The sequence below is a fragment of the Olsenella sp. KH1P3 genome (assembly GCF_900167315.1).
GTDB lineage: Bacteria > Actinomycetota > Coriobacteriia > Coriobacteriales > Atopobiaceae > Olsenella_J > Olsenella_J umbonata_A.
In genome coordinates, this window is sequence record NZ_FUWQ01000001.1 from 494,773 (window position 1) to 515,312 (window position 20,540).

Sequence of the window (20,540 nt, forward strand, 5' to 3'; positions counted from 1 at the left end):
GGGAGAGGATCATGGCAACTGTGGGTGCTGGGCGTGACGCTGGGCATAACCTATGCGGGTGTTGCGACGATGTGGTCGGCGGTCTTCCCACTGGCTCCGACCTCGACCTTTTGAGGGAGGGGCTCTACGGCTGCTTCGGAGGCGCCTTCGCGAGGGAGCTTGTCGTGCTGAGCCCGGGAAGCATCGTGCTCGCCGGCAACCACACCGACCACCAGGGAGGACATGCGGTCGCCTGCGCGGTCGGGTCCTACGCTCGCGGAATCTTCAGGGCCAACGGCGAGGGGCGCATCCGCGTGGGCGGGCGAGGGCTGCCCGCGATCCAACTTGACAGCGCGGACCTCGATGCGAGGGATGGCGGGCTCGATGACCTGTCGGCCATGGTGCGCGGCATGGTTGCCCTCTTCCTGCAGAGGGGACTCGCGCCCGGGGACGCGCTGGGCTTCGACGCCTACCTTGCGCTCGACGAGCCTGTCGGGTCGGGGCTTTTGGGGGAGTCCGCCCTCGAGCTCGCGTTTGCCCAGGGCCTCAATAACCTTTGGGCTGGGGGCACCCTTTCGGGGGAGGAGCTTGCGCTGGCGGCGCTGCGCGTCGCGCGCGAGCGCCTCGGCGGCTCGTCTGCCCCCATGTGGCAGCTTCCCGTCGCGCTTGGCGGCATCCAGCACCTCTCGTTCGCGGACTCCGGGGGCGCCGTCGCGGAGCGCATAGACTTCGACTTCGCGCAAGAGGGCTACAACGTCTGCCTGGTCGAGGTTGGGGACGGCCGCGTGACGGAGCCTGCCAGCTGCTCCTCCATCCTGCAGGAGATGCAGGCCGTCGCAGGTGCCCTGGGAGCAGAGCGCCTGGGTGACGTGCGCGAGGTCGACTTCATGATGGACCTGCCTGTCATTCGCGACCAGTTTGGCGACCGCGCCGCACTGAGGGCCATCCACTTCTGGCGCGAGGACCGCATGGTGGAACACCGCGTGAGGGCGCTCAAGGCCAAGGACATGCACGCGTTTCTGGAGCTGACGCGTGCGAGCGGGGCGAGCACCGCGATGTATCTGCAGGGCACGCCGCGCGTGGCGCGCAGCCAGGCGATAATGCTTGGGCTTGCGGTTGCCGACGAGAACCTGCGCCACGAGGGCGCGGCCTGCATCCATGGGGGAAGTCCCGAGAGGGCCATCCTGGCATTCGTCCCGGACTCCGTGTACGAGCTCTTCTCGCAGGGCATGAACGCCATCTACGGAGAGGGTGCCTGCCGCGCGTACGAGGTCGTGGATGAGGGCGCGAGCGCGTGGTGGCTCTAGCGCACCTCCGAGAAGCGCCTAGCCTACGACGCGGTAGCCGAGCGTGCCTACGCCGCTGAAGCCCAGGGCATGGGCCACGGCGGGCTGGAGGTCGATCTGGCGATTGCCCGTGAAGGGGCCACGGTCGTTGACGACCGCCTGCACGGTGTGACCGTTGTACGTGATCTCGATTACCGTGCCCAGGGGCATGCTGCGCATCGCAACGCCCATGGAGGTGGGCGTGACGAGGGCGCCCGAGGCCGTCTTGCCGTACATGAAGCCGTCGCCCTCGCCGTAGGTCGAGGCCCCGACGTAGGTGTACGAGGTTCCCACGTTGCCGGAGTTCGAGCCTCCGTTTGCGGGGGCGTCGTTGTTTGCGGGGGCGTTGCCCGTGGCCGCGCTGATCTGCTGGGAGGTCGTGTCGGTTATCTGGCCCGAGGCGTAGGCCGCCTCGTTCTGGGCGGTGTCGGCGGTCGCGGCGGCGACGGCGGCGTTGCGGGCCGCATCGGCCTCCTCCTTGGCCCTCTGGGCTTCAGCGAGCTTTACGTCCGCGTCTTCCTTCTGCTTGGTGAGCTCGTCCTTGGTGGTGTTGAGCTCCCAGACGGAGTCGTTGAGCTCCTTGATGGCGTTCGCGTTGGACTCCGTTATGATGTCGAGGTAGGCCGCCTGGGTGACGAACTGGTTGAAGTCCTCGGCGGAGAGCAGCAGCATCACGAGGTCACCCTGTGCCTGCTGAAGCTTGTAGCTGGCACGCATGGCCGCGGCGGCCTTGTTCCTCAGGCCCGGGAGCTTCGCCTCGAGCTCGTGGATCTTCGCCTCGTTGTCCTCGATCTGCTTCTGGAGGTCCTGGGACTCCTGTTCCGCCTTCTCGTAGCTGTCGTTCGCCGCGATTGCGGCCTCCTGGAGCTTCTCGAGGGACTCCGCGTGGGCGCTTACCGGACAGGCCACAAGAACGAGCGCGAGCGAGAGGCCCGCGCATGCGGCTCCCCGCGCGATGCGCATGCGGAGGGGGCAGATGGTTGACTGGATCGTGGACATGTTCAGCGTGCTCCTCACTAGTCGACCATCTTCACCGTCGTGATGACGGGCTGGTCCTCGGGGTTGGTCGTGCCGTTCGAGTCTTGTGTGGGCACGTTGTTGCAGATGGCGTCGACGACCTCCATTCCCTCGGTCACGCGACCGAAGGCGGCGTACTGGCCGTCGAGACTGCTCCTATCCTGCTGGACGATGAAGAACTGCGAGCTCGCACTGTCGTAGCTGGCCGCAGTGCGCCCCATGCTGATCGTTCCGCGCTTGTGCTGCAGCCCGTTAGCGATGCCGTTCGCGGAGAACTCGCCCTTGATGCGGCGGTCCGCCCCGCCGGTTCCGTCATGCTTGGGGTCGCCGCCCTGGATCATGAAGCCCGGGATGATGCGGTGGAACGTGAGGCCGTCGTAGAAGCCATCGCTCACCAGCTGACAGAAGTTGCTGACCGTGATGGGGGCGATTCCCGCATAGAGCTCCAGACTGAGCGTTCCGTAGCCTCGGACCTCCATGGTGGCGTGGTGCGTCCCCGTGCCGTACCCGTTGTCGAGTGGCTGCTGGATGAGCGGGGCGTCCTGCGTCGTGGCCGAGGCGGCCTTGGCTTGAGAGTCCGTCTGGGTCGAGGACGCGTCCGCCTCGCTGGCGCCTGCCGATGATGCCGCACAACCCGTGAGAGCGAGGATCCCTGTCGCACCGGAGGCTCCGGCAAGGGATGCAAAGGCTCGGCGGCTCATGCAGCGGTTGGTCATGCAGCTCTCCTTGATCGGCGGACAGGTCGTAAGCCTCAGGTTCAGGCTGAGGCGATGAGGCTCAACTTGGCCATGGTACCGCAGAGGCCCCGTTTTACCTAATTTGGGGGTACCTCAACGCCCCCTTGCGTCGGCAAAATGATCATATTCCTTTACATGACCAAAATACCGTAACCCTATCGCATGGTCCTGCAGACCGAGACGCGCGAGGCGATTGGGTTCCACTGGTCGTCTTTCGCGCGAGGCGTTACGAAAGAGGCCCGCAGCTCATGTGAGTTGCGGGCCTCTTGGGACGCGGGGCTGGCGCACGAAGGGGGCCTTGGGCTACTCGAGCTCGAAAGCTCCCGTGTAGAGCTGGTAGTACGTTCCGCGCTGGGCGATGAGTTCCTCGTGTGTGCCACGCTCGATGATGTGGCCGTGGTCAAGGACGATGATCACGTTGGCGTTGCGGACCGTCGAGAGACGGTGGGCGATGACGAACGTGGTGCGTCCCGCCATGAGGGCGTCCATGCCGCGCTGGACGATGGCCTCGGTGCGCGTGTCGATGGAGGAGGTCGCCTCGTCCAGGATCATCGCGGGCGGGTCGGCGACGGCGGCGCGAGCGATGGAGATGAGCTGGCGCTGGCCCTGGGAGAGCGACGCCGCGTTGTCGGTCAGCATCGTGTTGTAACCTTCGGGCAGGCGCCTGATGAACGAGTCCGCGCCTGCGAGCTTGGCTGCCGCGATGCACTCGCCGTCGGTCGCCTCGAGGCGGCCGTAGCGGATGTTGTCCATGACGGTGCCGGTGAACAGGTTGACATCCTGAAGGACGATGCCCAGGGAGCGACGAAGGTCGGACTTCCTGATCTTGTTGATGTTGATGCCGTCGTAGCGGATCTTGCCGTCGGCGATGTCGTAGAAGCGGTTGATCAGGTTCGTGATGGTGGTCTTGCCCGCGCCGGTGGCACCGACGAAGGCGACCTTCTGGCCCGGCTTTGCGTAGAGCGTCACGTCGTGCAGGACCGTGTGGTCCGGCGTGTAGCCGAAGTCTACCCCGCGCAGGCGGATGTCGCCCTCGAGGGGATGGAAGGTGAGAGTGCCGTCGTGGTGGGGGTGCTTCCACGCCCAGGTGTCGGTGCGCTCGTCAGACTCGACGTAGTCGCCCTTCTCGTCCTTGCGGACGTGGGTGAGCGTGACGTAGCCGTTATCGGCCTCGGGCTCCTCGGCAAGGAGCGTGAAGATGCGCTCTGCGCCCGCGAGGCCCATGACCACGAAGTTGATCTGCTGGGAGACCTGGCCGATCGACCCGGCAAAGCGCTTGGTGAGGTTGAGGTAGGGGACGACGATGTCGATGGAGAGCGCGAAGCCGCCGATGGAGGGGTTGGGGATGCCGAGCGCGAGCGAGATGCCGCCCGCAAGGGCGACGAGGACGTAGGCGAGGTTGCCGACGTTGAAGAGCACCGGGCCCAGCGTGTTGCCGTAGATGTTGGCGTTTCTTGCCGCGACGAAGAGCTCCTCGTTTACCTTGTCGAAGTCCTCGGTCATCTGCTTCTCGTGCGTGAAGACCTTGACGACCTTCTGGCCGGTCATGGACTCCTCGGCAAAGCCCTCTGCGCGAGCAAGGGTCTTCTGCTGGGCGATGAAGAAGCGCGCCGACCTTCCGCCCATGAAGCGGACGAGCCAGGCCATGAGGGCGACCATGACCAGAACGACGAACGAGAGGGGAATCGAGTACCACAGCATGATGGCGAGGGTCGCTGCCATCTGGAGGAACATGGTCAGCAGGTTCGGTAGGGCCTGGCTGATGAGCTGCCTCAACGCATCGACGTCGTTGGTGTAGTACGACATGATGTCACCGTGCTTGTTGGTGTCGAAGTAGCGGATGGGCAGGTCCTCCATGTGGTCGAACATCTCGTTGCGGACCTTCATGAGGGTGCCCTGGGTGACCATGGCGCCCAGCTGCGTCTGGAGCACGTTGCAGCTGATCGCGACGACGTAGACCCCGATGAGCGTCGTGACAAGCGGCGCAATCTCTGCAAGGGCGCTGTTCCAGTCGCCGGACTGCCAGTACTTGCCCACGATCACGAGCGCCTGCTGCATGAAGATGGAGGGGAGTGACGTAAGAATTGCCGCCGCCACGATGCAGATGACCATGACGGTGGCGTGGACGGGGTAGTACCTGAAGACCATCTTCAGGACCTTGCCCATGGAGGCCGCCCTCCTGCTCGCGGGCTTTCCTCCCTTACCCTGCTGGGGCCGGGGGGTAGGATTCTGGTTCTTCTCTGCGTTGGTGGTCTCGTTACTCATGGGCAATCTCCTCCTTCCCCTGGACGTTCGCTTCGTTGTCGAGCTCACTCATCGTCTCGTCGTGAGACGCCTTGTTTTGCGTCAGGTAGATGTCGCGGTAGATGGCGTTGGTGCGCAGCAGGTTCTCGGGCGTGTCGACGGCGTCGATGCGGCCGTTGTCCATTACCACGATTCGGTCGGCGTCCTGCACCGAGCTGGTGCGCTGGGCGATGATGATCTTGGTGGTCTCGGGGATGTAGCTGCGGAATCCCGCGCGGATCCTCTTGTCGGTCTTGGTGTCGACGGCACTCGTGGAGTCGTCCAGGATCAGGATCTTGGGCTTCTTCAGGAGGGCGCGCGCGATGCACAGGCGTTGCTTCTGGCCGCCGGAGACGTTCGTGCCGCCCTGCTCGATGTAGGTGTCGTACTTTTCGGGCATGAGCTGGATGAACTCGTCTGCCTGGGCAAGCTTGCATGCCTCGACGAGCTCCTCGTCGGTGGCGTTCTCGTCGCCCCAGCGTAGGTTCTCCTTGATGGTGCCCGAGAAGAGCACGTTGCGCTGGAGGACGACGGCAACCTGGTTGCGCAGGGTGTCGAGGTCATACTCGCGCACGTCGTGGCCGCCGACCTTGACGGTGCCCTCCGTCGTGTCGTAGAGGCGGCTGATGAGCTGGATGAGGGTCGACTTGGACGAGCCGGTGCCGCCGATGACGCCGATGACCTCGCCGCTCTTGATGTGCAGGTCGACGTCGTCGAGGGCCATGCGCTCGGCCTTGCTGGAGTACTCGAAGCTTACGTGGTCGAAGTCGACGGAGCCGTCGACGACGGTGTAGAGCGGGTTGTCGGGGTTCTTGAGGTCAGGCTGCTCGATGAGGACCTCGCAGATGCGTCGGGCGCTCTCCTCGGACATGGTCACCATGACGAAGATCATCGAGAACATCATGAGCGAGATGAGCATCGAGAAGCCGTAGGTGATGAGGGCCGACATCTGGCCGACGTTCATCAGCTGGCCCTGGGTCGTGACGATCGCCTGGGAGCCGAAGTAGATGACGAAGGCGTAGATGGTGTCGATGGCCAGCGACATGAACGGCATGTTGAACGCGAGGATGCGCTCGACGTGCACGAAGTCGTGGTAGAGGGAGCCCGAGGCGGCGTTGAACTTCTCCTTCTCGTGATCCTCGCGAACGAACGACTTGACAACGCGGATGCCGGAGACGTTCTCCTCGACGGAGTCGTTCAGCTTGTCGTACTTCCTGAAGATGCGGCGGAACATGGGCATGACCTTGAGGGCGATGCCGAACAGGATCGCGCCCAGAAGCACGGAGACGATCACGTAGACGACGGCCATGGGGCCGCCGGTGACAAATGCCATGGTGATGGCGAAGACGACCATGAGCGGGGCGCGCAGGGCGACACGGATGATCATCATGTAGGCCATCTGCACGTTGTTGGCGTCCGTCGTGAGCCTCGTAACCAGGGAGCTGGTCGAGAAGCGGTCGATGTTCGAGAACGAGAAGCGCTGGATGGCCTCGAACATGTCGTGGCGGAGGTTCTTGGCGAAGCCCGTTGCGGCGATGGAACAGGTGATGCCGGCACCGGAGCCGCAGGCGAGCGACAGGATCGCCATGCCTATGAGAATCGCGCTGTAGTGCATGATGACGTCCATGCCGCAGCCGGCCTGGAGCTGGTCGATGAGCTGGGCCGTGATGAACGGCAGGATGCACTCGATGACGACCTCAAGAATGACGAGCACGGGAGTCCAAAGCGACATCTTCTTGTACTCGCGAACGCTCTTGCCGAGCGTGTGAAAGATTTGCCTGTAGCTTAGTTCTTGCATTCGGCCTCCTTCTTCTCCTTTTCGTATTCGCACCAACTCTCGCGCATGCGGTCGAGCATGTCGACGAGCCGCACCTTCTCGTCCTGCGACAGGGCCGAGAGGCACTGCTCCTCGAACTTGAGCTGCTCCTCGACGAGCTGCGTCGCCCGAAGCACGCCGCGCGAGGTGAGGGCAATGTCCATCTGGCGCTTGTCCTGGTCCGAGCGAGTCTTGGTCACAAGGCCCTCTCCCTCGAGCTTGGTCAGCACCTCCGAGAGCGCCGCCGAGGTCACGTGCGAGCGCTCGAGGAGCTCGCGCTGGGTCAGATGGCCGTCGTGGCAGAGCAGCTTTGCCAGTATGTGCTGCTTGCCACTGCGCCCACCGGCGTGCACGTGAATGAAGTGTCCGAAGAAGCCTAAGTCGTGCAGGACACGATGCTCGGGGCTCTTCTCCACCTCCTTAAAGTGCGCGTCTAATTCTTCCTTGGTCACGTTGGTCCTTCCTCCGATACATACGATTGAGAATATTAGGCACCTAACGATTTAGTTGCAAGGTACCTAACAAAATTCATAGGTACCTAACAATTTGGGACGGCGGCGGACGAATGTCGGCGTGGACGAGAGGGGCGCACTTGTGTGCGCGTGACGGAGCCGCACTTGGCGGTGCTATGCTGTCTTGCGTCAAGTAACGGAGGACTTGTGCTCGAGACGCTCTCTTACATAGGCGGCAATCGCGGCCCCAGGCCCACGACGCGCATCCTCGTGCAGGGGCGTGCGTAGCATGGCCATCGGCCTAAAGGACAAGCTGAGGCCCCGCTTCCTGCGCTTTGCGGCCTCGTCGCTCATCAGCACGGCCGTCGACCAGGGGCTCGCCTTCGTGCTCTTCCACTGTCTTGACGGCGCGCTCTTTGGTGCCGATTACCTGAGGATTTTCATCGCGACGCTCGTGGCGCGCGCCTGCTCGGTCACCGTCAACTACGTCATAAACCAAAAGCGCGTGTTCGCCGAGGGTGCCGGAAGGTCCTCGGTCGTCCCTGCGGCCGCGCTGTCGGTCGAGGATGCCGACGAGGCGGCCGGCATCGACTTCGATGACATCATCGAGGGTCCCGACGACGCCGTCAGGAACCGCGCGGTCGAGGTTCGTCCCATGCGCGAGAGCCTCCCGCGCTTCCTGCTGCTTGCGGTGGCCATGCTTTTGCTCTCGAGCGTGGGCGTCTTCGCGGCGCACGTGGCGCTTGGCGTCAACGAGAGCGTGGCCAAGCTCGCCGTCGACTTCCTTCTGTTCTTCGTTAACTACTACGCGCAGCGCGCCTGGGTGTTTGCCCGTCGCGAGCGCAGGGGCGACAGGCGCCTTGCCCGCCTGCGCATGCGCGTCAGCAAGGCCCGCACCCGCAGGAGGGTTCGCAAGGGGAGGGATGCCCGCGCTCGCCTGCGCGGGCGGCGCTAGCTAGTCGTTCGCGCGCCCGATCAGCGCGAGGGCCTCGTCTGCCACGAGGTCGGGGCACTCCTTGGGCAGCACGTGCCCGCAGCCGGGCACGATCACGAGGCGCGACCCCGAGACCATCGCGTGGATGAGGTCGGTCTGGGCGCGGTCGATGTCATCGTTCTCGCCGGCCATCACACAGGTGGGGCAGCAGATTCCCTGGAGGCTCTCGGCCTCGATGTGCGGCTCGTTCGCTATCAGGCGCAGCAGCTCGGCCGTGCGTCGGGCTTCGGAGGGCGTCGGCGTCAGCAGCTCGCGCTCGACGGGAAGCGCGGAGCCCTCGCCCTTCTCCCACCAGTCGGCCCAAGACTCGAGCTCGCCCGAGATGCGCTCCACCTCGAAGTCGCCCGAGACGCCCTCGGGCGTGACGTTCGCGCCGATGGAGAGGAGCGACGCCACCGCCTCGGGCTGGTCGCGCGCCATCAGCAGGCCCTCGATCGCCCCGTCCGAGAAGCCGATCACGTGCGCCCGCTCGACGCCGAGCTCGCGAAGTGCCCCCAGGGCGTCGTCGCGCATCAGCTCGTAGCTGAGGGGGGCCGTGCCGCGCGTGGATTTGCCCTGCGCGCGGGAATCGAGCGCGATGGCGGCCCGGCCCGACGCGCAGATGCGGTCTATCACCACGCCGAAGATGCCGTGCTCTTCTCCGTTGCCGTGAAGCAGGAGCACGGGCGCTACGCCCTCGGTCCGCGTCTGTGCAAGGGAGGACCCCCGTGGCGCGTAGACGTACGTCGCGATCATCGCGCCATCGGGGGTCTCGTGCGTGAGGGCGCGCTCGAGCCTTGCCTCGGGAAGGCGATACGGGCTGGGGAAGTGGAGCTGCGGGCGCGTGGCCATGTGTCTCTCCCTACGTTTTGTCGCTACTTGCCCTTCTTCATCTGGCTGTGGTGCTTCTGGAAGAAGTCGAAGCGCGGCGGCAGCTCCACCATCTGGTGGGACTCGGGCGTGTCGCCCGCGGCCGCGGCGAGCTCGGCCATCGTGTCGAAGGCGTGGTCCCAGCTGAAGAAGAGGCCCTCGTCGAAGGCCAGGTAGCGGCAGACGAGCTCGCAGCCCGCGGGAACGGCGGGGTGCATCAGCAGCGTGACGGTGCGCAGCGCCTGGAAGGCGTCGGCCAGGGCCTGCTCGTAGGCGGCGTCGTCGCCCTGTGCGGCCTTGGAGGCGTCGCTCCAGCGCTTGTTGGCGTCGCGTGCGAAGGCGTCGACGGCGGCCAGCGCGTTGTGCGCGTCGAAGGCGTGGGCGTAGCGCTCGAAGGCGAGCGTGACCTCGTCACAGGCGGCCTTGACGTCGTCGTGGGCCGTGACCGTGGGCAGGTGTCCTTCGCAGACGTTCTGGGCGCCATAGAAGCAGCTGCGCGCCAGGCGGTTGAAGATGTTGGTGAGGAAGGCGCTCTCCTTGAGGGCGGGGTCGACCACGCGCGGGTCGTCCTTCACCAGGATCTCGACGCCCGTCTTCTTGTCGACGTGGCTCACGGACGTGTCATAGGGCTTGGGCGAGAAGGACACGGCCTTCTGGTCGAGGCCCAGGCTCAGCCAGTGGGCACGGAGCTGCTCGGCGGTGTAGTGCTCGAGGAGCTCGCCGGCCATTGGCGGCTTGATCGAGCCGGAGCTCGAGGCCTTCTTGTTCATGAACAGGATGTGGTAGTTGGCGACGGGGGTGTCCTGCGTGAGGCCCCAGTCGAGCGCGGCCCACATCGCGGGCTGCGCGATGCAGTAGAAGTAGATGTTGTCCTGACCGATGAACTGGTATACCTTGGCGTCCTTGGAGCACCACCAGTCGCGCCAGTCGTCGGTGGAGTAGCGACCGGCGCCGGACTGCCTGTCGGCGTCGAGAACGGTCTGCGTGAAGCTGATGGGCGCCCAGAGGCTCTCGGGCCAGCACCAGACGGTCAACCCGCTGACGTCCTCCATGTCGGGGGCGGGAACGCCCCACTCGATGTTGCCGGTGATGCGGAAGGGCAAGAGCGTCTTGCCGGTGCGGAAGCGCACACCGGCGGACTCGAGGACGCCGCGTGCCTCGTCGCGGTCCTTCCAGTTGGCGAACTCCACCGAGAACGACTGCTGGCCCTTCTCGGCCTCGCGAAGCGTGTGGGCGGGGAGCTTGCCCGCGACGGCGTCGAAGGCCTCGCGGAACTTGTTCTGGACGTACATCACGGGGGCGACCAGCGTTTCGCGCACGGTCTTGGTGACGATCGGGCGCACCTGCTCGTCGACGTCCCACTCGTCCATGAGGGACTTGAGCTCGCCTTCGAAGGCGGGCAGGTCGAAGTACCAGTTGTCGACGGGGCGCAGCTCGGGCGTGGTGCCGGTCAGCTGCGAGACGGGCGCGATGAGCTCCTCGGGGTCGAACTGGTGGCCCAGATCGCACTCGTCGGCGTAGGCCTTCTCGCTCTTGCAGCCCTTGACGGGGCAGCGACCCTTGACCTGGCGGCCGTTGAGGAACTGGCCGGCCTCGACGTCGTAGAACTGTCGAGTCGACATCTTGTGCAGGAAGCCCTTCTGGTGCAGGCGCTCGATCAGCTCTGAGGTCAGCTTCTTGTGGAAGTCGGAGGCGGGCTCGAGGCCGGATCCGGCGAAGAGGTCGAGGCTGATGCCATAGGCGTCAAGTGCGGACTTCTGGGCATCGTGGTTCTGCTTCACGTAGTCGACGATGCTGCCCTCGTAGCCCTCGCCCTCGACTTTCTTGCGGTAGCCCTCCATGATGGGGGAGCCGTAGCAGTCGGTGCCCGAGACGAAGACGACGTTGCCCCTGCCCAGGCGGTCGCGCAGGAAGCGCGCGAAGAAGTCGGCGGGCACGAAGACGCCGCCGATGTGTCCGAAGTGGAGGTTCTTGTTGCCGTAGGGCATGCCGCCGGTGATGACGGCGCGCTTGGGGAAGTCCGGACGCGTCGCGCCGGAGAGCGTGGTGGTGTCTGCCATGTGGCTCACTCGTTCCAATCTTGCTTGAGCTGCGTGTTTCTGGTCCGCGTCGTCCCGGGGCCCCGGCGTGCTGCCTCGGCGGCGGGCGGCGCGTGAGTATCGTTGGGGATTATCCCACAACGGGCCGGTCGTTTGGGCATCGAGAAGTGCCTACCATCACACCCCCAAGGTCTGCGCCCCGGCGGGTCGGGCGGGCGCTGCCGACCTCTGCTATGCTCTGTGTCCGATAGGCTTGGGGTCCGCGCGGGTCGGGCCCGACCAATCTGGCGAGGGGAGGGCCGTCGCATGAGGCGCCTACAGGAGATAGACGTGCTTGGGGACGAGGCCACGCAGAGGCGCATGCTCGAGTGGTCCTGGGCCCTCATCGCGCTCGGCGTCGCGGGCGGCGTGGCCCTGGGCATCGCGGCGGAGCTTGGCGCCTTGGACGCCGAGGCGGTCGACCTGGTCTGGTTCGTCATCCTGGTGGTCGTCACGCTCGTGGCCCTTCCCGTGCACGAGCTCGTCCACGCGGCTGCCTTCCTGCTGCTGGGAGGTCCTGACGTGAAGGTCGGCTTCGGCTTCACGGACGCGATGCTCTACACCTCGGCGGACGGGGCGATGCTGCCCCGTGCGCGCTTCGCCATCGTGCTCCTGGCGCCCTCGGTCGCCCTCACGTTCGCCTTCGCCTTGGTCTGCGGTGCGACGAGGATGCCGCTCATGGCATGGTGGCTCGTCGTCCTCCACATTGCGGGCTGCACGGGAGACCTTGCCCTTGCCGCGGCCGTCCTGGGCACGCCCGGGTGCACTCACGTGCTGGACACCGACACCGGCATCGTGCTGATGGCCGACGACGGCACGCCGGAGGCCCCTACGGGCAGGGAATGAGCGCGTTGAGGTGGAAGACGTCGTCCTGCGCTGGGCGTCTCCCAGACCCTCGACGGCCTCCATTGCGTTGTCGAGGGCGTTGCCGAAGAGCGAGTAGAGGTCCGACGGCCTCATGAAGTCCAGGGCGGCGCCGTCGGCGATGCAGCTCAAGGTGATGCCCCTGCCCTCGCAGAGCAGGCTCTTCTCGGTGAGTATCGTGTCGAGCGCGTCGTTTCCGGACTTCACGACCGAGTCGTAGACGTCCACCTCGCGGGCGATGCCATCCAGGCGGTGACAACGGCCTCTCCCTCGTCGACCTTCGCGGACTGGACTACGACGACGAAAAGTGGGATCTGCTGCTTGACCAGCTGACTGTCGATGAGATGACGTCCGTGGTGAACGACGCCGCGTACACGACGGCCGAGGTCGCCTCCATCTCGAAGCCCGAGACGAGCGACCCTGACGGCCGGTACGCACCTGCCTGCGACACGCACCGCTCGCCGTTTGCGGGCCGCAACTTCGAGTACTTCTCGGAGGACCCCGTCCTGGGCGGCAAGATCTGCTCCGCCGAGGTCTCCGGCGCCGCCTCGAACGGCGTCTATGCCTACGTCAAGCACTTCGCGCTTAACGACCAGGAATCCTATCGCGTTCAGCACCTCATGACCTGGGCTGACGAGCAGGTCATGCGCGAGTGCTACCTCCGTCCCTTCGAGATCTGCGCCAAGGAGGCGTCCTACGAGGAGAAGTACATCGCCGACTCCAACCTCTATGGCTACATGGACAAGATGGCGTCCCTCGCGGCCGGCGGCGATCTGCAGCTGACCTATTCGGCCATGACCGGCGACATCCAGCGCGCCGACACCGCGACCGTCGTCTCGCAGCTGCGCCGCTCCATGCACAACGTGCTGTACACGGTCACCAACAGCAACGCCATGCAGGGGCTGGTGCCGGGCTCCAAGGTGAAGTACGGAATCGCCCCTTGGCAGTATGGCGTCTACGGCGCGACCGCAGCGCTCGTCGGCCTTGGCGCGTTCCTGGGCTGGCGCAGCGCCAAGAAGGGGCGTGCGCTCAAGGAGCAGGCCGCCGGCTCCGCCGTGGCCTCCGCGCCGAAGGAGCCTCGCGACGACGCCGGCGCGCCTGACGAGTAAGACCCAGCGCACCGGAGCGCCCGCGCTCCGGTGCGAGTATCTTTGTGGTAACAAGCGATTGAAGGGACGGTTTTGGTGTCAACCATCGATGAGCGGGTCGAAGAGGTCCTGGGGAAGATGACGCTCGAGCAGAAGTGCGCACTTCTCTCGGGAAAGACCCCCTTCGGCACGCGTGACTTTCCTGACCTTGGCGTCCCCGCCATGGAATTCTCGGACGGCCCGCACGGCCTTCGCCACCAGAAGGACGGCGCCAACCACCTTGGAATTGGCGGAAGCGATCCCGCGACCTGCTTCCCCACCGCGGTCACGGTGGCGAGCAGCTGGGACGTCGAGCTGGCCGGCCGCATGGGAGCGGCCCTGGGCGAGGAGGCCCGCTCTCTGGGGGTGGGCGTCCTGCTGGGTCCCGGCCTGTGCATCAAGAGGAGCCCCCTCTGCGGCAGGGACTTCGAGTACTTCTCCGAAGACCCGTACCTCTCGGGCAAGATGGCCGCGGGCTTCGTGCGCGGCGTGCAGGAGAAGGGCATCGCCGCCTGCCCCAAGCACTTCGCGGCGAACAGCCAGGAGACGAGGCGCCAGGCGTCCGACTCCGTCCTCGACGAGCGCACGCTGCGCGAGATCTACCTGCGCGGCTTCGAGATCGCCGTGCGCGAGGGCCGGCCGAAGTCGATCATGAGCAGCTACAACCTGATCAACGGTACGTACGCGAGCCAGAACCGCCGCCTTTTGCAGGACGTCCTGCGCGGCGAGTGGGGCTTCGAGGGCGCGACCGTGACCGACTGGGGCGGCTCCGTCGACCATGTCTCCGGCGTGAAGGCCGGCACCACCTTCGAGATGCCGGCCCCGGGCCTGGACTCGCCGCGTGAGCTCGCCGAGGCCGTGCGCTCCGGCCGCCTGGACGAGCACTTCGTCGACGCCCGCGCCCGCGAGGCGCTCCACCTTGTCCTGGAGAGCGCCGCGGCCCTCGAGGGGGCTGACCCCGAGTTTGACCGGGACGCCCACCACGATCTTGCCCGCTGCGTCGCGCGCGAGGGCGTCGTCCTGCTCAAGAACGAGGCTCCGGCAGGAGAGGGCGATGCGCTCCTGCCGCTGAGGCCGGGCACGCGCGTCGCCCTGGTCGGCGACTTCGCCCAGACGCCGCGCTATCAGGGCGCCGGGTCCTCTTTGGTGGAATGCACGCGTCTGGACACGCTGCTGGACGTCGTCGGCGAGCGCGGGGAGCTCGACCTTCTGGGGTTCGAGCCCGGCTTCACCCATGACGGCTCCGATGACGCGGCCTGCCGTGCGGCGGCCGTGAGCCTCGCGTCGGGCGCCGACGTGTGCGTGGTGTGCCTCGGTCTGGCCGGTGGACAGGAGACCGAGGGTGCGGAGCGTCGCGACATGCTCCTGCCCCAGGCCCAGGTGGAGCTCCTGCGCGCCGTCCGCTCCTGCTGCGACAGGGTCGTCGTCCTTCTGAGCTGCGGCTGCGTGGTCGACACCTCCTGGTCCGGTGACTGCGATGCCCTCCTGTACCTGGGGCTTGGCGGTCAGGCGGGCGCCTCGGCCGCCTATGACGTGCTGACGGGCTCTGCCAACCCCTGCGGCCACCTTGCCGAGACCTGGCCGCTTTCCCTCGAGGACACGCCGACGGCGGGATGCTATCCCTCCGACGGCGCCACGGCTGAGTACCGCGAGGGCATCTACGTCGGCTATCGTTACTACCAGAGCGCTCACGTGCCCGTCGCCTTCCCGTTCGGCTTCGGGCTCTCGTACACGAGCTTCGAGCTGTCCTCCGCCCGAATCGCGCAGTGGGAGCAGGGCCGCCCCGCGCGCATCGAGGTCAACGTCGGGAACACGGGCGACCGTGCGGGAGCGACCGTCGTCCAGGCCTACGTCGCCAAGCCCGAGCATGAGGTGTTCCGCGCGGAGCAGGAGCTCAAGGGCTTCTCGCGCGTCGAGCTCGAGAAGGGCGAGTCGACCACGGTCTCCATCGACCTCGACCCGCGCGCGTTCGAGTACTACAACGTCGGGACCTGCTCCTGGGAGGTCGAGGGCGGACGCTACGAGCTGCGCCTGGGCCTGTCGTGCGAGGACGTCCGACAGACGCTGGGCGCGGAGCTCAAGGGGACGGGCGCCCCCAACCCCTACGCCGGCCGCGAGCTCCCGTCGTATGGCTCCGGCTACGTCCACGAGGTTACCTGCGCCGAGTTCGCCACGCTGCTGGGCCACGCCGCCCCCAACGCGATCGCGCCCCTGGGAAGGAGCACCTGCCTGCGCGACCTCAACCGCTGTCGCAGCCTCATCCTGCTGTTGGTCTGGCTGGTTCTGGAGGGGCGGCACCGCCAGGGACTGAAGCCCGGAAACTCTCCCGACCTCGACGTCGAGTTTGCCTACAACATGCCACTGCACGCCATCGCCAAGATGGCGCCGCCCGTCACCATGGGCGTCGTCGACGCCATCGTTCGCGAGGCGAGAGGCTATGGCCTGGTCGGCTTCGTGCCGGCGCTGGCGATCGCGCTTCTCGTCCACGGGGGCGTCGGTGTCTTCGCGGTGGTCTGGCTCGCCTGGGTGCTCGTGCCGCCCCTCGGCGCGCTGCTCGTCGGCGCGCTGCGCAACGTCACTTTTGCACGTAAGCTGAACCTGCACGGAAAGGCGGAATAACTCATGTCGTTTAGGGACTGGACCGAGCGCCACCAGGCACTCTGGGAGTTCATCAAGTTCAACGTGCTCTCCAACGTGTCGACCGCGACGCGCTTCGTCTTCACGTGGCTGGGCACTGCGGTGCTCATCGGCGGCCTGGGGCTCACGAGTCCCTTCCGCTTCCTGATCTTCGACTACACCGGCGCCGGCTCGAACGGCGTGGGCGGCTTTGCGACCTTCCTGGTCGCTGAGGTCATGGCTCAGGTCGTTAACTTCTTCGTGCAGATGAAGTGGGTCTTCAAGTCGGACGCCGACTTCGGGAAGGCCGCTCCGAAGTTCGCCGTGCTTGCGGTGCTGATCGTCATCGTCAACCTGATTCTGCCCGGGCACGTGACCAGCCTCTGCCAGGACCTGTGGGGGATGGACGCGGGTCTGGCCGGAACGGTCGCGTCCGTGGTCAACACGTTGCTCGCCGTCGTGGTGAGCTTCCCGCTTCTGAAGTTCTGGATCACGCCTGGCAAGAAGGACGTGGATCCGAAGGAGTAGGGGGTCGTCCGACCGTCGGGCTGCCGTGACGGATCGCGCATGGTCAGAAGCGTGGCGCCGCAGCTGGGGTTCCGGCCGCGGCGCCACGCTCTTCTCGGTGGGGCTCGTGACGTGTGAGCGGCGTGGGCGCTCGAACTAGGCCAGGTCGGCCCCGTTGGTCGCGATGACCTTCCGGTACCAGTCGAAGGACTCCTTCTTCTCGCGGCGCAGGTCGCCGTTGCCGTCGTTGTCCCTGTCGACGTAGACGAAGCCGTAGCGCTTCTTCATCTCGCCGGTCGAGGCGGAGACCAGGTCGATGCAGCCCCACATGGTGTAGCCCATCAGGTCCACGCCGTCCTCGACGGCCTTGGCCATCTCCTCGATGTGGCGGCGCAGGTAGTTGATGCGGTACGTGTCGTGGAACCTGCCGTCCTCGGCGCGCTCGTTCACCGCGCCCAGGCCGTTTTTTCGACCACTATCAGGGGAATTTGGTAGCGGTCGTCGACCTGCTCGAGGTACCAGCGGAGCCCCTTGGGGTCGATGGCCCGGCCCCAGTCGGCGCTGCCGAAGGTGAGGTCGCGCTCGTGGTCGGGAAGGATTCCCAGCCCGTAGGTGCCCCCGAAGCCGCCCAACAGCGCGCAGTTGATCTCGTTGAAGGTCGGCCAGTAGCGGACGAGACCCTTGTACTCGGTGAACAGGAACTTGCAGAAGTCGCACCACAGCTCGGTGACCTTGGGGTTGTCCTAGCGCTGGATTGGGCTCGGCGTCCTCGCCCGTCGGGAAGATGCGGCTCCACTGCACCGAGAGCCGGAAGCACTTGAATCCCATCTCGCCGAAGAACCTGATGTCCTCGGCGTGATGGTGGTAGAAGTCGATTGCCTCGTGGCTGGGTTAGCAGACGTCCTCCCTCACGCCTTCGGGCGTGATGTGGCGCGGGGTGTCGACGGTTCCCCCGGTGATGACGTCGGGCACCGAGAGATCCTTGCCGTCCGCGTCGTAGGCGCCCTCGAACTGGTTGGCCGCCGTTGCCCCGCCCCAGAGGAAGCCCTTGGGGAGCATGCTCTCGTGCCGTGCCATGCCTTTCCCTTTCACTCTGTCCGAATCGGTTGCGGAACATCTTCATGTTCCATAATCGACAAGACCCCCCTCGCCTCAACGCCTTTGTATATATGCGAAATGCAACGAAACGGAGCGCTATGGTTAATTTAACGGCGTGCAGGACGAATGGGCGAGCGGTTGGTGATACGCTGCTGCTGAAACAACCTGAAACGATTTGGCGTTTCTTGCTGAGGTGCGTGCCATTGCTAGCCCCGGTGGGAGGAGGCTCATGCCACGAAGCGAGGAGCACGACAAGATGGGGTGGGGGCCGAGGGGCGCGGGAAACCCCGGGGGTGCCGAACGCCCGACGGGCGGGCTGGTCAACGAGGTCCGTCGCGTCTCGCAGGGACGGCCCGGGTCGAAGAAGTCGATCGCCCAGTTCCTCCTGAACGAGGGGTCCGGTGTCTCGAGCCTCGCCATGGGAGAGGTGGCGCAGCTCAGCTTCACCTCGAAGCCCTCTCTGGTGCGCTTTGCGCAGGCGTTGGGCTTTTCGGGCTGGACGGACTTCAGCGAGGCGTTCGCGCAGGAGGCTCGCGACCACGAGGAGGCGAGCTCCATCTGGCCCAACGTAGACCCGAACTTCCCCTTCAAGGGGGACACGAGCGCCACCGGCACGGTGCGCGCCATTGCCTCCCTGGAGCAGCAGGCCATCTGCGAGGCCTCCCAGAGCCTCGACGTCGCGACGCTGGACGAGGCGGCGCGGTACGTGCTGGAAGCTGACGACGTCGCGTTCTTCGGCATCGAGCAGAACTACTTCCAGGGCCAGCTCTTCGCCTACAAGCTGAGGCAGATCGGCATCGACTGCGTCGTCCCGCGCAGGGAGGAGGCCCCCTTGGTGGCCAAGGGGCTGGGTCCCGGCGGCTGTGCCGTGATCGTCTCGTACTCCGGCCTGAGCAACCAGAGGCCGCCCTCGTCCTACGTCGAGGACCTGCGCGAGCGCCATGTCCCGACCATCGGCGTCACGAACTCCGGCAACAACTGGCTGCGGCGCAACGTCGACTGTGCGCTGACCTTCCGGCCCCGGGAGCACTTCGTGAGCAAGATCGCCAGCTTCTACGGTGAGCGTGCCACCAACCTGGTGCTCGACGCGCTGTTCTCGCGCTGCTTTGCCGCGCACTATGACGCCAACGTGCGACGGAAGCTCTCGAAGGTGGTTGCGATCGAGCGCAAGCTCCAGGTGAAGGACGTGCTGCCGGAGTAGGCCGGCGCCTTTGCCCGCGCGCTGCGCAGTGGGAACAGCTTGGAACGCGCTGTGGGGACCGCGGACGCTATGCTCTTCTCCCGAAAGGAAGCTATCTGCGCGCCTTTTGGCGCACCGGAAGGAGGATCAATGGCATTTCCCGAGGGATTCATGTGGGGCGGCGCCACGGCAGCTAACCAGTGCGAGGGCGGATACGACCAGGGCGGGCGCGGCCTGGCCAACGTCGACGTGTGTCCCCATGGCGAGGACCGCTTCCCTGTCATGCTGGGCCTCAAGCACATAAGCCAGGTCGACTCGGAGCACTACTTCCCGGCGCTGGAGGGCGTCGACTTCTACCACCGGTGGAAGGAGGACATCGCGCTCTACGGGAAGATGGGCTTCAAGACCTATCGCATGTCCATCGCCTGGACGCGCATCTTCCCCAACGGCGACGACGCCGAGCCCAACGAGGAGGGCCTGCGCTTCTACGAGGACGTCTTCAAGGAGTGCCGCAAGTGGGGCATCGAGCCGCTCGTGACCATCACGCACTTCGACTGCCCCATGCACCTGATCCAGGAGTACGGCGGCTGGAAGAACCGCAAGCTCGTCGAGCTGTACAAGCGCCTGGTTGCCGTGCTGTTCGAGCGCTACAAGGGTCTCGTCCGCTACTGGCTGACCTTCAACGAGATCAACATGATCCTTGCGCTCCCGTTCATGGGAGCGGGGCTCACGTTCGACGAGGGCGAGGACCAGACCGCGTCCAAGTACCGCGCCGCCCACCACGAGCTGGTGGCGAGCGCCTGGGCAACTAAGATTGCCCACGAGGTCGACCCGCAGAACAGGGTCGGCTGCATGCTCGCGGGAGGTCGCTTCTACCCGCTAACCCCCGAACCCGCCGACGTGCTCGAGGCGATGCGCCGAGACAACGAGAACTACTTCTTCACCGACGTCCAGGCCCGCGGCGCGTATCCCGCCTACGCCCTCAAGTTCATGGAGCGAGAGGGAATCGACATTCCCTGGCAGGAGGGCGACCGCGAGATCCTGGCCCAGAACACCGTGGACTTCATCTCGTTCTCGTATTACTCGAGTCGCTGCGCAACGACCCACAAGGACGAGATGGGCGGGCAGACATCGGGCAACGTGTTCGCCAGCGTGAAGAACCCGTACCTCAAGGCGAGCGAGTGGGGCTGGCAGATCGACCCGACGGGCCTGCGCATCACGCTCAACTCGCTGTACGAGCGCTACCAGAAGCCGCTCTTCGTCGTCGAGAACGGCCTGGGCGCCAAGGACGAGCTGGTGGACGACGGCAACGGCGGCAAGACCGTGATCGACGACTATCGCATCGACTACCTGCGCTCGCACATCAAGGAGATGGACGACGCCATCACCTACGACGGTGTCGAGCTCTGGGGCTACACCACCTGGGGCCCCATCGACCTGGTCTCTGCCTCAACCGGCGAGATGAGCAAGCGCTACGGCTTCGTCTACGTCGATCGCGACGACGCCGGCAAGGGCTCGCTCGAGCGCTATCCCAAGAAGAGCTTCGGCTGGTACAAGAAGGTCATTGCGACCAACGGCGCCGACCTGGACTAGCTCGGGCCAAAGCAAAGGGTGACGA

18 protein-coding genes and 3 pseudogenes are annotated in these 20,540 nt (G+C 65.7%); 9 read left to right on the forward strand and 12 right to left on the reverse strand.

What is annotated here, in order from left to right; all coding sequences use genetic code 11:
• The first annotated feature begins 11 nt into the window (after positions 1–11).
• The gene (locus B5D13_RS02065; RefSeq protein WP_078686640.1) at positions 12–1,286 is read left to right on the forward strand and encodes a galactokinase family protein; all 1,275 of its coding nucleotides are present in this window, start codon (positions 12–14) and stop codon (positions 1,284–1,286) included.
• Between the two features lie 18 nt (positions 1,287–1,304).
• Here B5D13_RS02065 and B5D13_RS02070 read toward each other — a convergent pair whose 3' ends face one another.
• The 5 genes from B5D13_RS02070 to B5D13_RS02090 all read right to left on the reverse strand — a co-directional run bounded on the left by B5D13_RS02070 (position 1,305) and on the right by B5D13_RS02090 (position 7,609).
• A complete protein-coding gene (locus B5D13_RS02070; RefSeq protein WP_078686642.1) occupies positions 1,305–2,303 on the reverse strand; it encodes a septal ring lytic transglycosylase RlpA family protein in 999 nt (332 codons plus the stop codon).
• Positions 2,304–2,320: 17 nt separating this feature from the next.
• Complete coding sequence (locus B5D13_RS02075; protein WP_200802593.1) at positions 2,321–3,037, reverse strand: peptidylprolyl isomerase; 717 nt, start codon at positions 3,035–3,037, stop codon at positions 2,321–2,323.
• Positions 3,038–3,361: 324 nt separating this feature from the next.
• Positions 3,362–5,323 carry an ABC transporter ATP-binding protein gene (locus tag B5D13_RS02080; protein WP_078686644.1) on the reverse strand — a complete coding sequence of 654 codons (1,962 nt, stop codon included), beginning with the start codon at positions 5,321–5,323 and terminating at the stop codon, positions 3,362–3,364.
• Positions 5,316–7,139 carry an ABC transporter ATP-binding protein gene (locus tag B5D13_RS02085; RefSeq protein ID WP_078686646.1) on the reverse strand — a complete coding sequence of 608 codons (1,824 nt, stop codon included), beginning with the start codon at positions 7,137–7,139 and terminating at the stop codon, positions 5,316–5,318. Before B5D13_RS02085 ends, B5D13_RS02080 begins: the two co-directional genes overlap by 8 nt.
• Complete coding sequence (locus B5D13_RS02090; protein WP_078686648.1) at positions 7,127–7,609, reverse strand: MarR family winged helix-turn-helix transcriptional regulator; 483 nt, start codon at positions 7,607–7,609, stop codon at positions 7,127–7,129. Before B5D13_RS02090 ends, B5D13_RS02085 begins: the two co-directional genes overlap by 13 nt.
• A 289-nt stretch (positions 7,610–7,898) precedes the next feature.
• On the opposite strand from B5D13_RS02090, the gene B5D13_RS02095 reads away from it, so the two are divergent.
• The gene (locus B5D13_RS02095) at positions 7,899–8,564 is read left to right on the forward strand and encodes a GtrA domain-containing protein (protein WP_078686650.1); all 666 of its coding nucleotides are present in this window, start codon (positions 7,899–7,901) and stop codon (positions 8,562–8,564) included.
• On the opposite strand, the gene B5D13_RS02100 is transcribed toward B5D13_RS02095, so the two are convergent.
• Together B5D13_RS02100 and B5D13_RS02105 are read right to left on the reverse strand one after the other, a co-directional pair.
• Positions 8,565–9,434 carry an alpha/beta fold hydrolase gene (locus tag B5D13_RS02100; protein WP_078686651.1) on the reverse strand — a complete coding sequence of 290 codons (870 nt, stop codon included), beginning with the start codon at positions 9,432–9,434 and terminating at the stop codon, positions 8,565–8,567.
• A gap of 23 nt (positions 9,435–9,457) precedes the next feature.
• Positions 9,458–11,512, reverse strand: a complete 2,055-nt coding sequence (locus B5D13_RS02105) for a methionine--tRNA ligase (RefSeq protein ID WP_078686652.1) — start codon at positions 11,510–11,512, stop codon at positions 9,458–9,460.
• A gap of 285 nt (positions 11,513–11,797) precedes the next feature.
• Here B5D13_RS02105 and B5D13_RS02110 point away from each other — a divergent pair, with 285 nt between their 5' ends.
• Positions 11,798–12,376, forward strand: coding sequence for a DUF3267 domain-containing protein (locus tag B5D13_RS02110; protein WP_078686654.1), 579 nt, complete (start codon positions 11,798–11,800; stop codon positions 12,374–12,376).
• Positions 12,377–12,442: 66 nt separating this feature from the next.
• Here B5D13_RS02110 and B5D13_RS08860 read toward each other — a convergent pair.
• A pseudogene (locus B5D13_RS08860) lies at positions 12,443–12,490 on the reverse strand (hypothetical protein); the annotation flags it as partial.
• Between B5D13_RS08860 and B5D13_RS08820 the strand changes: the two are divergent.
• From B5D13_RS08820 to B5D13_RS02130, 4 genes are all read left to right on the forward strand, one after another.
• Positions 12,489–12,614 (forward strand): hypothetical protein, encoded by a 126-nt coding sequence (locus B5D13_RS08820; protein WP_255375251.1) that lies wholly within the window; start codon positions 12,489–12,491, stop codon positions 12,612–12,614. The pseudogene B5D13_RS08860 and the gene B5D13_RS08820 overlap by 2 nt on opposite strands.
• 133 nt (positions 12,615–12,747) lie before the next feature.
• Entirely contained in the window at positions 12,748–13,503 is a 756-nt protein-coding gene (locus B5D13_RS02120; protein WP_159443970.1) for a glycoside hydrolase family 3 N-terminal domain-containing protein, read from the forward strand.
• Positions 13,504–13,578: 75 nt separating this feature from the next.
• Positions 13,579–16,140: a glycoside hydrolase family 3 C-terminal domain-containing protein gene (locus tag B5D13_RS02125; RefSeq protein ID WP_234970628.1), complete on the forward strand. Its 2,562-nt coding sequence runs from the start codon at positions 13,579–13,581 to the stop codon at positions 16,138–16,140.
• A 3-nt stretch (positions 16,141–16,143) separates the two neighbouring features.
• On the forward strand, positions 16,144–16,665 hold the full coding sequence (locus B5D13_RS02130; RefSeq protein WP_078686658.1) for a GtrA family protein: 522 nt from the start codon (positions 16,144–16,146) through the stop codon (positions 16,663–16,665).
• Between the two features lie 135 nt (positions 16,666–16,800).
• On the opposite strand, the gene B5D13_RS08865 is transcribed toward B5D13_RS02130, so the two are convergent.
• The 4 genes and pseudogenes from B5D13_RS08865 to B5D13_RS08880 form a co-directional block, all read right to left on the reverse strand.
• Positions 16,801–17,094 carry a family 1 glycosylhydrolase gene (locus B5D13_RS08865; RefSeq protein WP_306806903.1) on the reverse strand — a complete coding sequence of 98 codons (294 nt, stop codon included), beginning with the start codon at positions 17,092–17,094 and terminating at the stop codon, positions 16,801–16,803.
• Positions 17,091–17,276 carry a hypothetical protein gene (locus B5D13_RS08870; protein ID WP_306806905.1) on the reverse strand — a complete coding sequence of 62 codons (186 nt, stop codon included), beginning with the start codon at positions 17,274–17,276 and terminating at the stop codon, positions 17,091–17,093. The genes B5D13_RS08865 and B5D13_RS08870 overlap by 4 nt, the downstream gene beginning before the upstream one ends.
• Before the next feature lie 42 nt (positions 17,277–17,318).
• Positions 17,319–17,366: pseudogene (locus tag B5D13_RS08875) on the reverse strand (hypothetical protein); the annotation flags it as partial.
• Positions 17,367–17,406: 40 nt separating this feature from the next.
• Positions 17,407–17,721, reverse strand: a pseudogene (locus B5D13_RS08880) (family 1 glycosylhydrolase); the annotation flags it as partial.
• A 250-nt stretch (positions 17,722–17,971) separates the two neighbouring features.
• Between B5D13_RS08880 and B5D13_RS02145 the strand changes: the two are divergent.
• Both B5D13_RS02145 and B5D13_RS02150 read left to right on the forward strand, forming a co-directional pair.
• On the forward strand, positions 17,972–18,943 hold the full coding sequence (locus B5D13_RS02145) for a MurR/RpiR family transcriptional regulator (RefSeq protein WP_078686661.1): 972 nt from the start codon (positions 17,972–17,974) through the stop codon (positions 18,941–18,943).
• A gap of 129 nt (positions 18,944–19,072) precedes the next feature.
• On the forward strand, positions 19,073–20,515 hold the full coding sequence (locus B5D13_RS02150) for a 6-phospho-beta-glucosidase (protein ID WP_078686662.1): 1,443 nt from the start codon (positions 19,073–19,075) through the stop codon (positions 20,513–20,515).
• Positions 20,516–20,540 lie beyond the last annotated feature (25 nt).